This is a genomic window from Acidimicrobiia bacterium (assembly GCA_035948415.1).
Lineage (GTDB): Bacteria > Actinomycetota > Acidimicrobiia > IMCC26256 > PALSA-555 > PALSA-555.
The window spans coordinates 1-12,897 of record DASZJD010000092.1 but is presented as its reverse complement, the minus strand read 5'-3'; the positions used below and the strand labels follow the sequence as shown (position 1 = coordinate 12,897).

Here is a 12,897-nt window from a genome sequence, read left to right as displayed (position 1 = left end):
GGCCCGCACGAACTCCGTGCGCTCCAGCGGGAGGACGGGCTCGCGGGTGTCCACGCCGACGACGAGCTCGACGCCGGGCTCGCCCTCGAGGACCTGCGCCACCCTGCTGCCGAAGTAGGTCCCGAGACCGGTGACCAGGATTCGCATCAGCCGAACCAGACGCTGCGCCGGCTCCGGAGCAGGTCGAACACCGCTTCCTGGATGTCGGAGCGGATCCGTTCCGACTGGTCCATCACGAGGCTGCGGTTGTAGCGGTCCTGGTTCGGTGCGGCGTCGAAGTGGACCGGCGGCAGGGCCCGGACCCGGAACTTCACCGGGAACGGGACGACGAGCCCCAGCAGTGGCCCGAAGACGAACTGGTTGGCGGTCACCGGGAAGTAGGGGACGTTCAAGAGCTTGGCCAGCCGGCCGCTCTTGAAGACGATCGGCATCGCCTCCTCGTTGCCGACGATGGCGAGCGGCACGATCGGCACCCCGGCTCGCATGGCGATCTCGACGAACCCGCCCCGCCCGAAGCGTCGCAGCTGGTAGCGCTCGCGGGCCAGCTTGCCGGTGCCCTTCGTGCCTTCCGGGAACACGAGCGCGAGCTGCTGCTCGTCGTGGAGCAGCCGGTAGGCGTTGTCGGGATGGGCGGGCACGCCACCCGTGCGCGACCACAGGGTCCCGACGACCGGCACGGCTCGGAACAGGTTGTCGGCCAGGCCGTAGAGCGGTCGCCCGAGCTCGGTCTCGATCCCGTGGATGATCACCGGGGCGTCGGACGGGATCGCGCCACCGTGGTTCCCGACGAGCAGTGCTCCGCCCTCGGTGGGGACGTGCTCGAGCCCCTCCCATTCGACGCGGAACCATCGCCGGTAGATGGGGTCGTAGATGCGCCGCGCGATCGCCCGCACGCGCTCGCTGCGACCCCAGTCGTCGACGTCGCCGACGCGGAGCTGCTCGTCGTCGTCAGGATCCGGGTCTCGAGGGACGGGGACGAGCTCACCGCCGCCGAGCCGGACGTTCGTGACGGTGCCGCTCGCCGCCACCGGGTGCTCGAAGAACTCAGGTCGCACCGGGCCAGTGAACCCCGCTCGCTGGCTGGCTGGCAACCCGAAGCGCCGATTGGGGGGATGGCGTCGGATGGTCACACGCGGGCCACGAGGCGGCCGAAGCGCTCGTCGGGCGTCCGGCGGGGCCGGCGGCGTCGCCCGGGTGTCGCGGCGGCTGCACACGATCGGCGAGTGCGGCCGTGGCCGTGGCCGATCGCCAGCGCGGCCCGTGTCACCCGCGTGGCGCGGCATGGCTCCGACGCACCGCGAGCGGTTGGCGGCGCCGGGGTCTACCGTGCCTCCTCGCGGCGGTTTGGTTCGGGGGTGGCGATGGCCGGGAGTCGAGCGACGCGGGTCGGCTCGGAGCGGCGTTGATCGGATGGCGGAGTTCTTTGCCCCCACGCACGTGATCCCCGCCGGGGGCCTCCCGGCGTGGGCCGTTCCTGACCCCGGCGAGCCTGCGGTCGCGACCTTGGACCCGGGTCTGGCGGTCGAGCTCCTCGAGCGGCGTGACGACGGGTGGGCCCGGGTGGCCTGCTCGAACGGCTGGTCGGCCTGGGTCGACGGCCGGCGGCTCGGCGTGCTGACGGGGCTGGGCGCGCCCGCGCCCGCCGACGCGGCGCCGACGGCGCCGCTGACCGAACCGATCGTCGGGGTTGCGTCGACGGCGTGGTCACCGACGCATCTGGCCCCCGCCGCGGGGCTGTCGGCGTGGCGGGACCCGGATCCGGCGTCGGCGCCGACCGAGATCCTCCCGCCGGGTCTGGCGGTGCGGCTCCTGGAGCGGCGTGACGACGGGTGGGCCCGCGTGGCCTGCTCGAACGGCTGGTCGGCGTGGGTGGACGGCGGTGCCCTCGTCGTCGGCCGGGATCAGGCCACCTCGACGAGCGCGTCGAGGGTGCTCGCCAGCTGGCAGTTCGCCGCCGGCGCGGTCCTGTTCGGCGGCGGCGTGGTGATCGTCGTCCTCGGGGTGCTGGGCGCACCCTGAGCCCGTGTTGGAGCTCGTCGGTGCTGCGTCGTGGAAGCTCGGGTCGAGGAGTCAGGCCGGCGGCTCCGTCAGCGCCGTCGGGGGCCCGTCCGGGTCCATCATCGGCATCGGGTGGATGTCGAACGCGTCCGCCAGGCGCACGAAGAGGTTGAAGAGCGCCGCGTCGTACGTGGCCTCGGCGATCTGCTCGTCGGTCCAGCCCCCTCGTCGCAGGCCCTCGACCTGCGCGTCGGTGATTCGGTAGGCGTGCTTCGTCAGCGTGGCGACGTAGTCGAGGAGCAGCGACTCGGCGTCCGACAGTCGGAGGTCGTCGAGGCGTCCGTCGCGGAGCGCCTGCCCGACCTCGTGGTACTCGTCGCCCTGCAACTGCAGGAGCCAGACGTGGGTCGACAGTCAGTAGTGGCAGCGGTTGAGGGCCGACACGTACGAGGCGATCAGCTCGTGCTGGGCCCGCGTCAACGACCCGTCGGTGAAGTGCAGCATCGAGGCGTCCGACATCGCCCGGAGGAAGTCGGGACGGAGGCTCATCGTCTTGAAGACGTCCGGGACGAGCCCGAGCATCCGCTCCCGCACCTCGGCGTAGAGGTCGGCGAGGGGTCCGGTGGCCTCGTCCTCCTCGACCCATCGGATCCTGGCCATCGCGACCTCCCGGCTCGGTGGGCGGCCATGGTGGCCCGCGGTGGCTGGGGCTGGCCGCCCGTGCTCCCGCCGAGGCGGGCGCCGGCGCGGCGGCGCGTAACGGATCGGGCCGCTGGCGGACGGTGAGGGCGTGATGACATCAGCGGTCCGTAAGCGGTTCGCCGGCGCCGGCGCCTGTCTGGTCCTCGCGGTCGGGATCGGCGTGTGGCTGTTCTCGGGCGAGATGCACGTCCCGAGCTCGGGGACGCTCGGCTCGTACCTGGCTGACGCCCTCGTGGTCCTCCTCGTCGCGGCCAGCGTGTCGTTGATCCGGCGGGGGATCCGGGGGGCTCGAGGCTCGGGCCCCCGAGCCCGGTCCGCCTGATCGGAGACGGCTCGGGCGCTTCCCGGGGTCCCGGTCGGCGGTGAGCGGCTGACGCCCGGCGCCGGTCCCCGCCGCGCGGCGCCGCCGTCCGGCGCGTGTCGCACCCGGGCGCGATCGTCGTCCCGATGGGCGGAGAACCCCGATCCGATGGCCACGGCTGGCCGGCGGTGCGCTTCGTCGCTGTGGCGAGGCGACTCGGCTCGGCCGCGCGCTCGGCCGGGCTGACGGTGCCCGCCTTCCGGTCACCCCCGAGGGTGCCGGGGGCGGTCCGCACGCTGCGCCACTTCCGGGACGGGGCGGTGATCGCAGTGGCGCTGCGCGACCGCTCGTTCGACGACGTGATCGTCGACATGGTGGAGGGCGTGGTTCGCGTCAACCGGCTGGACCCCGAGCGAGCCGACGACGCCCGGCGTGGCCTGCTCGCCGCCCTCGGCGACGAGCCGGGTGCCGGCCTACCCTCACCCCGCGCCCGGATGGCGGAACGGCAGACGCAGGCGGCTTAAACCCGCTAGCCCTTTGGGGCGTGGAGGTTCGACTCCTCCTCCGGGCACGCGGTCAGCGGGCCGCCGCGGGGGAGTCAGCGGTCGTCGGATCGAGCGGCAGCGACGGTGTGAACACCTCGACGCGGCCGCGCCCGTTGTGCTTGGCGCGATAGAGCGCCACGTCGGCGTCGCGGACGAGGCTGCCGATCATCTCGGCGCCGGTCGTGTCGAGGGCGAGGCCGATGCTGGTGCTGATCTGCACGTCGCGGCCTTCCAGCTTGAGCGGGGTGCCGACTGCGTCCAGCAGTCGGCGGCTCAGGTCGCGAGCCTCGCGTTCGTCGCTGATCCGCTCCGCGAGGACGCAGAACTCGTCACCGCCGATCCGGGCGACCACGTCGCCAGCTCGGACCGCCACCCGGAGCCGTCGCGCCACCTCGACGAGCAGCCGGTCACCGGCGTCATGACCCAGCGAATCGTTCACGGCCTTGAACCCGTCGAGGTCCAAGAACATGACCGCCGTGGTCGCGTCGTCGCGGCTGGCCCGGTTGAGGGCCTGCTCGGCGACCTCGTTGAACAGCGCCCGGTTCGGCAAGCCCGTCAGCGTGTCGTGGGTCGCCTCGTGGTGCAGCCGGTGTTGGGTCTTCTTCAGCTCCGTGATGTCGTGGGCGATCGTGGAGATGAGCACGATCTCGCCGTTCTCACGGTGGGCTTGCAACGTCGCGATCATCGGCACCTCGGTGCTCTGGCTGGTCCGAAGGGCGAGCTCTCCGGTCCAGAGGCCGTGGCGACGGACGAAGGGCATGATCTCGCTGCGGAGGCGCTCTCGCGACTCGATCGTGGAGAGGTCAGCGACGTTCTCGGGGCCGTCGAGGCCGAAGAACGCGCGGGCCCGTCGATTCGCATAGACGACCGCGCCGCCCGGGTCGGACAGGACCACGACCTCGTTGCTTCGCTCGAGCACCGCGGTGAGCTGGGCGGCCTTCTGCTCGGCCGCCTGGCGTTCGGTGACGTCTCGGGCGTTCGTGACGAATCCCGCCACGCTCGGCTCGTGCAGGAGGTTGGTGGTGACACCCTCGAAGAAGCGCCAGGAGCCGTCTCGGTGCCGGGCCCGGTAGCGGACGAGCCGGGGCTCGGCGTCCGGGGCCCGGTCGTCGATGATCGCCGCCGCGACCCGGGGGACGTCCTCCGGATCGATGAGCGGCTGACGTTGGTGGCCGGTGACCTCGTGCGGCTCGTACCCGAGCAGGCGCTTCACGGAGGGGCTGATGTAGATGATCTCGCCCTCGGCGTTGGCGATCGAGATGAGGTCCGACGAGTGCGCGACGAGGTTCTCGAACCGCTCACGGGTCAGACGGAGCGCCGCCTCGGCCTCGATCCGCTCGGTGATGTCTCGGTTCATGCCGACGACGCCGTGGATCCCCGGCTCGTCGAGCAGGTTCGTGATCCGACCCTCGACCACTCGCCACGAGCCGTCGCAGTGCCGAACCCGATACTCGATCGGCTCGGCCGGGGCCCCCGACAGGAACTGCTCGGTGACCGCCGCCTCGACACGCGCGACATCGTCGGGGTGGATGAGATCGCGGGTCTGGGTGCCGACGAGCTCGTCCGGGCCGTACCCGAGCACCCGCTCCACCGAGGGGCTCGTGTAGACGATGGCGCCGTCGGCGTCGGCGACGGTGACGACGTCCGACGCGTGCTGGACGACGGCGCGAAAACGCTGCTCGCTGGTTCGCAGCCGGTCCTCGACCTCGATCCGCTCGGTGACGTCACGAGAGTTCAACACCACCCCGCGGACCGCCTCGTCGTCGACGAGGTTGGACGCCACGGTCTCGAGCTGACGCCAGGTGCCGTCGGCGGCCTCCACCCGCAGCACGATCGCGTCGTCGGGACCGCGAGCGCCGTCCAGCACCTCCTGGAAGGCCTGGAACGCCGGCTCGACGTCATCGGGGTGCACGAGGGAGAAGATCCCCCACTCGGGGTGGAAGTCGGCGGGGTAGCCGAGGACCCGGGTGCCCGCGGGGCTCGACCAGCGCCACCGCCCGTCCGGTTCGAGGACGGTCGTGATGTCCGACGAGCGCAGGACCAGGGCCCGGAACCGGGCCTCGGCGACCTCCGGTGCCTCGGCCTCGGCCGGTGAGGCGGCGTCCGGCGGCCCGGGCCGGGTCCTCGGCGTCGGTCGATGGTCCTCAGTCACAATTTCCCCACTAGCAACGGCCAGGTGCCCTTGGTGTTTCGGACCGCCACGCCGGGCACCTGAGGCGTTCGACCGGCCCGGGCCGGGCCGCCAGGCCTGGCATGGGGCGGCGGCCGGGCGGGTACCAACGCGCGATGCCGTCCCTCGTCGGTGCCGAGCGGCCCGCGCCCCCGGCGAAGCCGACCGACCTGCCGGCGCGGGCCTGGGGGCAGGTGCTCGTTCGCAGCGTCCGGGAGGTGCGGGACGACCACCTGACCGATCGGGCCGCCGCCCTCACCTACTACACGGTCCTGGCCGTGTTTCCGGCCCTGATCGTGCTCGTGGCGCTCGTGGGCATCTTCGGCAAGTACCCCGAGACCACCGACGCGCTGCTCCGGATCGTCGGCCGGCTGGCGCCGCGTTCGGCCGTCGACACCCTCCGGGGGCCGATCCGCAGCGTGGTCCGGAACAAGGGGGGCGCGGGGGCGCTGCTCGGCGTCGGGCTGTTCGCCTCGCTGTGGTCGGCCTCAGGCTACGTCGGCGCCTTCATGCGGGCGTCGAACGCCATCTACGAGGTCGAGGAGGGGCGGCGCTTCTGGCGGCTCCGTCCCCTCCAGCTGACGGTCACGCTCGTGATGGTGCTCCTCACCGCGACCGTCGCCCTGGCCGTGGTGGCCACCGGCTCCGTGGCCCGCGCCGTCGGTGACAGCGTCGGGGTCGGCCGCGACGCGGTGACCGCGTGGGACTACGGGAAGTGGCCGGCGCTGCTCCTGATCGTCGTGACCATGTTCGCGGTGCTGTACGCGACCGCGCCGAACGTGCGGCTGTCCGGGTTCCGCTGGCTGACGCCGGGCGGGACGGTCGCGCTGCTGATCTGGCTGGTGGCGTCCGTCGGCTTCGCCGCCTACACGGCGTTCTTCGCCTCCTACAACCAGGTCTACGGGACCCTGGGCGGGGTGGTCGTCTTCCTGGTGTGGCTGTGGGTCACCAACCTGTCGATCCTGGTCGGCGCGGAGTTCAACGCCGAGCTGGAGCGGAGCCGTCAGCTGGCGTCGGGGGTCTCCGACGCCGCGCGCCAACTGCAGGTGACGCCCCGGGTTCGACCGCGGGCGCCGGCGACGCGCCAGCACGTCTGGGTGGCGGGACGCCGCGCCGAGCGGCTCTAGGCGTCGGGGGGCGGGACCGGCTGCGGCGGGGGAGGCCCGACGTAGTGGGCACTCGGCCGGATGAGCCGGTTGTCGGCCGCCTGCTCGAGGATGTGGGCCGTCCACCCGATGACGCGGCTCGACGCGAACGTCGGCGTGAACATGTCGCGGGGCACCCCGCAGGCGTCCATCACGATGCCGGCGTAGAACTCGACGTTCGAGTACAGCTTTCGCCCGGGCTTGAGCTCGGCGAGGATCTCGACCGCGAGCTGCTCGACCCGCTCGGCGAACTCGACCTTCGGCCCCCCGAGGCGCTCGGCGACGCTCCGCAGCATCACCGACCGGGGATCGTCGGTCTTGTAGACGCGGTGGCCGAAGCCCATCAGGCGGTCACCCCGCTCGACCGCGGCGCGGATCCAGGCGTCGGCGTTCTCGATCGTGCCGATCTCGTCGAGCATCTGGAGGGCCCGGCTGGGGGCGCCGCCGTGCAGCGGACCGGACAGCGCGCCGATCGCGCCGACCACCGCCGCCGCGAGGTCGGCGCCCGTGGAGGTGATCACCCGAGCCGTGAACGTGGAGGCGTTGAAGCCGTGGTCGATGGTCGAGATGAGGTACTGCTCGATCGCCCGCGCGTGCTCGACCGTCGGCGTCTCGCCGAGCATCATCGAGAGGTAGTTGGCGGCGTAGGGCAGCTGCGGGTCGGGCTCGACGATCGCCTCACCGTGCTGGAGTCGGTGCAGGGCGCAGAGCACGGTCGGCACCACCGCGCAGACCCGGAGCGCCTCGGACCGCAGCTCGGCGCGGGACAGGTCGAGCGACGGGCGGAAGTCGAGCGACGCCCCGAGAAGCGACACCACCGTGCGCAGCAGGTCGAGCGGCGGCGCCGCGTCGGCCACCGCCGCGAGCTCGGGGAGCACCCGCCGCACCTCGGGTGGGATCTCGCGCAGCGGGCCGACCTCGGCCATGAACCGTTCGCGCTGGGCCGCGGTCGGCAGGTCGCCGTAGAACAGCAGGTACCAGACGTCCTCGAGGCTGCGGGTCTCGGCGAGCTCCACGGCGTTGTACTGGCGGTAGTGGTAGAAGCCCTCGAGGCCTCGCACGTCGCCGATCTCGGTCTCGGCGACCACGACGCCCTCGAGCCCGCGCGGCACCTCGTGGGCGAGCGACTCGGCCGGCTGGATCTGGGCGATGCGCATCAGGTCGCGCATCGAGACGATGCCGACGAGCCGCCCGTCGTCGACCACCGGGATGTGGCGGTAGCCGTGCTCGGCGAGGCTCGCGAACGCCGCCGCCGCCTCGGCGTCCGGCGCCACGTGGTCGGGGTCGGCGGTCATCCAGTCCGCGACCCGGGCCCCGCCGTCGGCGCCGGCGCCGGCCAGGCGCACCAGGTCCCGCTCGGTGAGGATCCCGATCGCCCGCTCCCCGTCGACGACCACGACCGAGCCGACGCCCTCGGTCCGCATGCGCCGCGCCGCGGCCGACACGGTGTCGTCGGCGGTCGCGGTGACGACCGGGTGGCTCATGATGTCGGCCACCGTGCGCTTGGCGTCTGGTGCCACCCTCGTCCTCACTTCCCCGCGGTGCGGCATTCCCAATCTACGGCCCCGTCGGCGCGCCGTGGCGCCCCTCGCCGTCGACGAAGCGGGCCACGCCGGCCGCGAACTCGGGGGACGAGAGCGTCGCGACCCCGAGCTCGTACTCGACGCCCATGGCCTCCTCGAGGGTGCGCCCTTCCTGCTCGTAGACGGAGCGGCGGTCGTTGCGCAGGCAGGTCTGGGGGAGCTGGGCCAGCTCGTGGGCCAGGCCGCGCGCCGCCTCGAGGGCGGCGCCGGGCTCGGTGAGGCGGTTGGCCAGGCCCAGGCGCAAGGCCTCGTCGCCGGCCACGCCGCGGCCGGTGAGGATGAGGTCGAGGGCGGCGCTGAGCCCGAGCAGCCGGGGGAGTCGCACCGTGCCCCCGTCGATGAGCGGGACTCCCCACCGGCGGCAGAACACCCCGAAGACGGCGTCGCGGGCCGCCACCCGCAGGTCGCACCAGCAGGCCAGCTCGAGGCCGCCGGCGACCGCGTAGCCCTCGACGGCGGCGAGCACCGGCTTCGCGGTTCGCGCGCGGGTCGGGCCCATCGGGCCGTCCCCGTCGGCGGCGACGCGGTTGGCGCGCCCGGCGCCCATCGCCTTGAGGTCGGCGCCGGCGCAGAAGACGCCGCCGGCGCCGGTGAGGACGGCCACGGACGCGTCGTCGTCGGCGTCGAAGGCACGGAAGGCGTCGGCGAGCGCGGCCGCGGTCGGCGCGTCGACGGCGTTGCGCACCTCGGGTCGATCGATCGTGACCACGACCACGGGCCCGTCGGTCTCGGTGCGGACGGTCACTGGCCTGCCTCCTGACTCGGCTCGCGCCGCGCGTACAGGTGCGCGGTCTCGTTGATGGAGACGACGCTGCGCGGCCCGGTGCGGGCGGCGCGGACTCGGTTCACCGACGTGTACTCGGGATGGAACCAGAGCAGCTGGTCGATCCCGAGCACGTGGGCGAGGTAGACGTTCAGGACCCCGCCGTGGGTGACGACCACGACCCGTTGGCCGGGGAAGCGGTGGATCACGCCTTCGACCGCCGGCACCACCTGGCGCTGGAAGGCGGCGGGATCGACGCCGCCGACGTCCGCCCACCGTCCCTCGATCGTCGCGTACCAGCGTTCGTCCCTCGTCGCCCGCAGCTCCTCGATGGGGATGTAGTGGTCGGCCCCGGCGTCGTACTCGGCCAGCCCGTCGACGACCGCGGGCGCGACATCGAGGGTGGTCGCGAGGGCCGCCGCGGTCTCGCGGGCGCGTCGGAGCGGGCTCGTGAGCAGCGCGTCGGGCGCCTCGGCCGCCAGCCACGCGGCGAGCCGCTCGGCCTGGTGGCGACCCGCCGGGCTGAGCTCGGGGTCGGCCGCTCCGTCGACGCTGCCGGGCTCGACCCGCACGGGCTGGGCGTGCCGGACGAGGACGAGCTCCATCAGGACCCGCCGCCCGGCGACGGACGGGCGGGCGCCGGGTCGGCGGCCAGCGGGAAGCCGAGGAGCGATTCCAGCTCGCCGACGGCGACGGCCGGGTCCGCCACCTTGATCGTCGCCATCCCGAGGGCGCGGGCGGCCTTGAGGTTCACGCCGAGGTCGTCGAGGAACACCGCCTCGTCGGGCCGGACGTCGAGTCGAGCGCACGTGAGCTCGTAGATGCGGGGGTCCGGCTTCCGGAGGCCCTCGACCGCGGACTCGATCACCACGTCGAAGCCGGCGGCGAGCTCCGGGTGGCGGTCGCCGATGGTCGAGGCGTCGTCGGTGGCCCAGTTGTTCGTGAGCGCGGCGGTGCGAAGGCCGTGGGCGCGGATGCGCCGGAGTGCCTCGAGCATGACTTCGTGTGGTCCCCCGCCGGTGGCGATCTCGGCCAGGAGGTCGCGGACGTCCACCCGGCCCCCGGCGGCCACGCACTCGGCCTCGAACGCGTCCGCGAAGCCGGCGGGGTCGAGCTCGCCGCGCTCGAACCGCGACCACGCCCCGTGCTCGCCGCCGCTCACCACGACCTCGCTCAGGAACCGGTGTGGGAGGCCGTGCCGCGCCTCGTAGGCGCGGAAGGTGTCGAGCGGGGACGGCATCACCACACCGCCGAGATCGAAGATGACGGCGCGCCACGCCACGGGGCGACGCTACCGGGCGCTCCCGTCCACCGCCGCGTCCCGAGCCGGGTGGTCGGTCGGCGCGCCATGATGACGCCGTGGGGTCCGACGCCGAGGCCGTGCGCGCCCTCGTCGTGGCCTACGCCGAGCGTCTCGACGCCGGCGACCTCGATGGGCTGGCGGCGCTGTTCGCCGACGCGGTGGTGGTTCGACCGGCGGGCCGCGGCGGCGCGCTGGTCGGTCGCGACGCCGTCCGGCGCCTGTACGCGCCGGTGATCCGCTACGAGGACGGCACGCCGCGCACCCAGCACGTGCTCTCGAACCTCGAGGTGGCCGTCGACCCCGAGGCCGGCACGGCCACCAGCCATTGCGTCTTCACCGTGCTCCAGGCCCGTCCGAGCGGCGGGCTCGGGCCCGTGCTCTCGGGCCGGTACCAGGACCGCTTCGCGCGCGTCGACGGCCGCTGGCGCTTCGTGGAGCGCGCCATCCACCCCGACCTGCTCGGCGACCTGTCCGACCACATGCGACGGTGAGGAGCCCCGCCGAGGCCGTGCGCGGCCTCGCCGCCGCCGCGCCCCCGCACGCCGGCCCGGTCGTCGTCGGGATCGCCGGCGGCGTGGCGAGCGGCAAGACGGTGCTCGCCGAGGAGCTGCGGGCCGCGCTCGGCCCGGCGTCGGTCGATGTGGTGAGCACCGACGGGTTCCTCCTCCCGAACCGCGGGCTCGCCGAGCGGGGGCTCGCCGCCCGCAAGGGCTTCCCCGAGTCCTACGACCTCGCCGCCCTGCGAGCCTTCGTCGTGGCGGCGCGGGCGGGCCGCCTGCCGCGGCGGGTGCCCCACTACTCGCACCGGATCTACGACGTCGACGGCGACCGTGAGGTCCCGGCCGTCGACGTCCTCGTCGTCGAGGGGGTCAACGTGCTGGCGGCCGTGCCCGACCTGCTCGACGTGGCCGTCTACGTGGAGGTCGACGAGACGCTCCTCGAATCCTGGTTCCGGCAGCGGTTCCTCGCCCTCGTCGCCGCCGGCCGCGACGACCCCGCCTCCTTCTACCGGTCCTTGGCGTCGATGGGCGACGAGGCGCTGGCGGCGCTCGCCGACCAGGTGTGGCGCGGCGTCAACCTCGTGAACCTGCGCGAGCACGTCGCCCCCAGCCGCCGGCACGCCGACCTCGTGATCACGAAGGGGCCGGACCACACCGTGCTGGACGTCGAGGTGCGCGACGATGGGCGGCGCCCGGTCGAGGAGGCCTGATGCCGTCGGATCGAACCCTCGTCGACCAGCTCGAGCACGTCTGGGCCTCGATCGCCGACTTCGGCCGAGCCCTCGACGAGGCCGGGTGGAAGACGCCGACCGAGGTGCCGGGCTGGACCGTGCAGGACAACCTCGTTCACGTGACCGGCCTCGAGTGGATGTTCCTCGGCCGACCGGCGCCCCAGCACGACCTCCCCGCTCACCTGCCCCACGTCAAGAACGACTTCGGCCGGAGCAACGAGGTGTTCGTCGACTCGCGGCGCGGCTACGCCGGCGCCCACGCGCTGGCCGAATTCGAGGCGGTGACCGCGGACCGGCTGGCGCAGCTGCGCGGGTTCAGCCCCGACGACTTCGGGGCGCCGTCGTTCACCCCGGTCGGGCCCGGGACGGTGCGCGACCTGCTCCCGTTCCGGGTCTTCGACTCCTGGGTGCACGAGCAGGACATGCGCCGGCCGGTCGGCCGTCCGGGCGACCTCGAGGGACCGGTCGCCGAGGCGGCCATGGGCCGGATCGTCGGCGCGCTGCCCTTCGTCGTCGGCAAGAAGGTGGCGCCCCCCGAGGGGACGACGGTCGCGTTCGAGCTCGTCGCGCCGCTGGCGGGGCGTCACGCCGTCGTCGTCGAGGGGCGGGCCCGGCTGCTCGAGGCGGCGCCGGCCCAGCCCACGGTGACGGTTCGGACCGACGGCGAGACCCTGGCCCGCCTGGCCTGCGGTCGCCTCGAGCCAGCCGACGCGCTCGCGGCCGGCGTGGTGTCGTTCGCGGGCGACGCCGAGCTCGGCCGGCGCGTGGTCGAGCAGCTGAACTTCGTCTCCTGACCGTCACCCGGGTGCGCCGTCCCCGCCCGTGAGCGCGTACACGAACGCCGAGCGGGGGCCCAGCTGGTGGCCGACCTCGGTCGGGGGGCCGGCCTCGAGCACGAACCCGACCCGCTCCACCACCCGCCGCGACCAGGGGTTGTCCGTGAACACGAGCGCCACGACGCGGCGCAGGCCGAGCTCGTCGCGGGCCCAGCCCGTCACGAGGCGCAGCGCCCGGGTCGCCACCCCGCGCCGACGGGCGGCGGCGTCGACCCAGTAGCCGACCTGGGCGGTGCCGGCGGCGTCGTCGATCTCGTGGAGCCCGATGGCGCCGAGGAGGGCGCCCGTGCCCCGGTCGACGATCACGAAGCTGGCGTCGC

At 73.8% G+C, this 12,897-nt stretch carries 16 protein-coding genes, 1 tRNA gene and 1 pseudogene; 8 read left to right on the top strand and 10 right to left on the bottom strand.

Translation table 11 applies throughout. The annotated features are described in order from the left end of the window. Positions 1 to 146: 146 nt before the first annotated feature. Positions 147 to 1,055: a lysophospholipid acyltransferase family protein gene (locus VG869_12505; protein HEV3452012.1), complete on the bottom strand. Its 909-nt coding sequence runs from the start codon at positions 1,053 to 1,055 to the stop codon at positions 147 to 149. 355 nt (positions 1,056 to 1,410) lie between these two features. Between VG869_12505 and VG869_12500 the strand changes: the two genes are divergently transcribed. Continuing rightward, positions 1,411 to 2,019: a hypothetical protein gene (locus VG869_12500; GenBank protein HEV3452011.1), complete on the top strand. Its 609-nt coding sequence runs from the start codon at positions 1,411 to 1,413 to the stop codon at positions 2,017 to 2,019. Between the two features lie 51 nt (positions 2,020 to 2,070). Here VG869_12500 and VG869_12495 read toward each other — a convergent pair whose 3' ends face one another. Together VG869_12495 and VG869_12490 are read right to left on the bottom strand one after the other, a co-directional pair. After that, positions 2,071 to 2,385, bottom strand: coding sequence for a hypothetical protein (locus tag VG869_12495; protein ID HEV3452010.1), 315 nt, complete (start codon positions 2,383 to 2,385; stop codon positions 2,071 to 2,073). Between the two features lie 27 nt (positions 2,386 to 2,412). Then, complete coding sequence (locus VG869_12490; protein ID HEV3452009.1) at positions 2,413 to 2,658, bottom strand: hypothetical protein; 246 nt, start codon at positions 2,656 to 2,658, stop codon at positions 2,413 to 2,415. A gap of 130 nt (positions 2,659 to 2,788) precedes the next feature. On the opposite strand from VG869_12490, the gene VG869_12485 reads away from it, so the two are divergent. From VG869_12485 to VG869_12475, 3 genes are all read left to right on the top strand, one after another. Next, positions 2,789 to 3,022, top strand: coding sequence for a hypothetical protein (locus tag VG869_12485; protein ID HEV3452008.1), 234 nt, complete (start codon positions 2,789 to 2,791; stop codon positions 3,020 to 3,022). Positions 3,023 to 3,189: 167 nt separating this feature from the next. Next, complete coding sequence (locus VG869_12480) at positions 3,190 to 3,525, top strand: hypothetical protein (protein ID HEV3452007.1); 336 nt, start codon at positions 3,190 to 3,192, stop codon at positions 3,523 to 3,525. Beyond that, positions 3,490 to 3,572 (top strand) — tRNA-Leu (locus tag VG869_12475). The genes VG869_12480 and VG869_12475 overlap by 36 nt, the downstream gene beginning before the upstream one ends. Positions 3,573 to 3,577: 5 nt before the next feature. Here the strand turns inward: VG869_12475 and VG869_12470 are convergent. Beyond that, complete coding sequence (locus VG869_12470) at positions 3,578 to 5,698, bottom strand: PAS domain S-box protein (GenBank protein HEV3452006.1); 2,121 nt, start codon at positions 5,696 to 5,698, stop codon at positions 3,578 to 3,580. A 134-nt stretch (positions 5,699 to 5,832) separates the two neighbouring features. Here VG869_12470 and VG869_12465 point away from each other — a divergent pair, with 134 nt between their 5' ends. Next, complete coding sequence (locus VG869_12465) at positions 5,833 to 6,843, top strand: YihY/virulence factor BrkB family protein (protein ID HEV3452005.1); 1,011 nt, start codon at positions 5,833 to 5,835, stop codon at positions 6,841 to 6,843. Here the strand turns inward: VG869_12465 and VG869_12460 are convergent. The 5 genes and pseudogenes from VG869_12460 to VG869_12440 all read right to left on the bottom strand — a co-directional run bounded on the left by VG869_12460 (position 6,840) and on the right by VG869_12440 (position 10,489). Further along, complete coding sequence (locus tag VG869_12460; GenBank protein ID HEV3452004.1) at positions 6,840 to 8,018, bottom strand: citrate synthase/methylcitrate synthase; 1,179 nt, start codon at positions 8,016 to 8,018, stop codon at positions 6,840 to 6,842. The genes VG869_12465 and VG869_12460 overlap by 4 nt on opposite strands. A gap of 3 nt (positions 8,019 to 8,021) precedes the next feature. Then, a pseudogene (locus VG869_12455) lies at positions 8,022 to 8,345 on the bottom strand (CBS domain-containing protein). Between the two features lie 73 nt (positions 8,346 to 8,418). Further along, a complete protein-coding gene (locus tag VG869_12450; protein HEV3452003.1) occupies positions 8,419 to 9,189 on the bottom strand; it encodes a crotonase/enoyl-CoA hydratase family protein in 771 nt (256 codons plus the stop codon). Then, positions 9,186 to 9,812: a histidine phosphatase family protein gene (locus tag VG869_12445; GenBank protein ID HEV3452002.1), complete on the bottom strand. Its 627-nt coding sequence runs from the start codon at positions 9,810 to 9,812 to the stop codon at positions 9,186 to 9,188. The genes VG869_12450 and VG869_12445 overlap by 4 nt, the downstream gene beginning before the upstream one ends. Then, positions 9,812 to 10,489: an HAD-IA family hydrolase gene (locus VG869_12440; GenBank protein HEV3452001.1), complete on the bottom strand. Its 678-nt coding sequence runs from the start codon at positions 10,487 to 10,489 to the stop codon at positions 9,812 to 9,814. Before VG869_12440 ends, VG869_12445 begins: the two co-directional genes overlap by 1 nt. 77 nt (positions 10,490 to 10,566) lie before the next feature. Here VG869_12440 and VG869_12435 point away from each other — a divergent pair, with 77 nt between their 5' ends. Genes VG869_12435 through VG869_12425 form a run of 3 tightly spaced genes read left to right on the top strand, consistent with a single transcriptional unit; the run spans position 10,567 to position 12,535 of the window. Next, the gene (locus VG869_12435; protein ID HEV3452000.1) at positions 10,567 to 11,001 is read left to right on the top strand and encodes a nuclear transport factor 2 family protein; all 435 of its coding nucleotides are present in this window, start codon (positions 10,567 to 10,569) and stop codon (positions 10,999 to 11,001) included. Next, positions 10,998 to 11,720 carry a hypothetical protein gene (locus VG869_12430; protein HEV3451999.1) on the top strand — a complete coding sequence of 241 codons (723 nt, stop codon included), beginning with the start codon at positions 10,998 to 11,000 and terminating at the stop codon, positions 11,718 to 11,720. The genes VG869_12435 and VG869_12430 overlap by 4 nt, the downstream gene beginning before the upstream one ends. Beyond that, entirely contained in the window at positions 11,720 to 12,535 is an 816-nt protein-coding gene (locus VG869_12425) for a maleylpyruvate isomerase family mycothiol-dependent enzyme (protein ID HEV3451998.1), read from the top strand. The genes VG869_12430 and VG869_12425 overlap by 1 nt, the downstream gene beginning before the upstream one ends. A gap of 3 nt (positions 12,536 to 12,538) precedes the next feature. On the opposite strand, the gene VG869_12420 is transcribed toward VG869_12425, so the two are convergent. Next, on the bottom strand, positions 12,539 to 12,897 hold a 359-nt coding region (locus VG869_12420; protein HEV3451997.1), incomplete at its 5' end, for a GNAT family protein.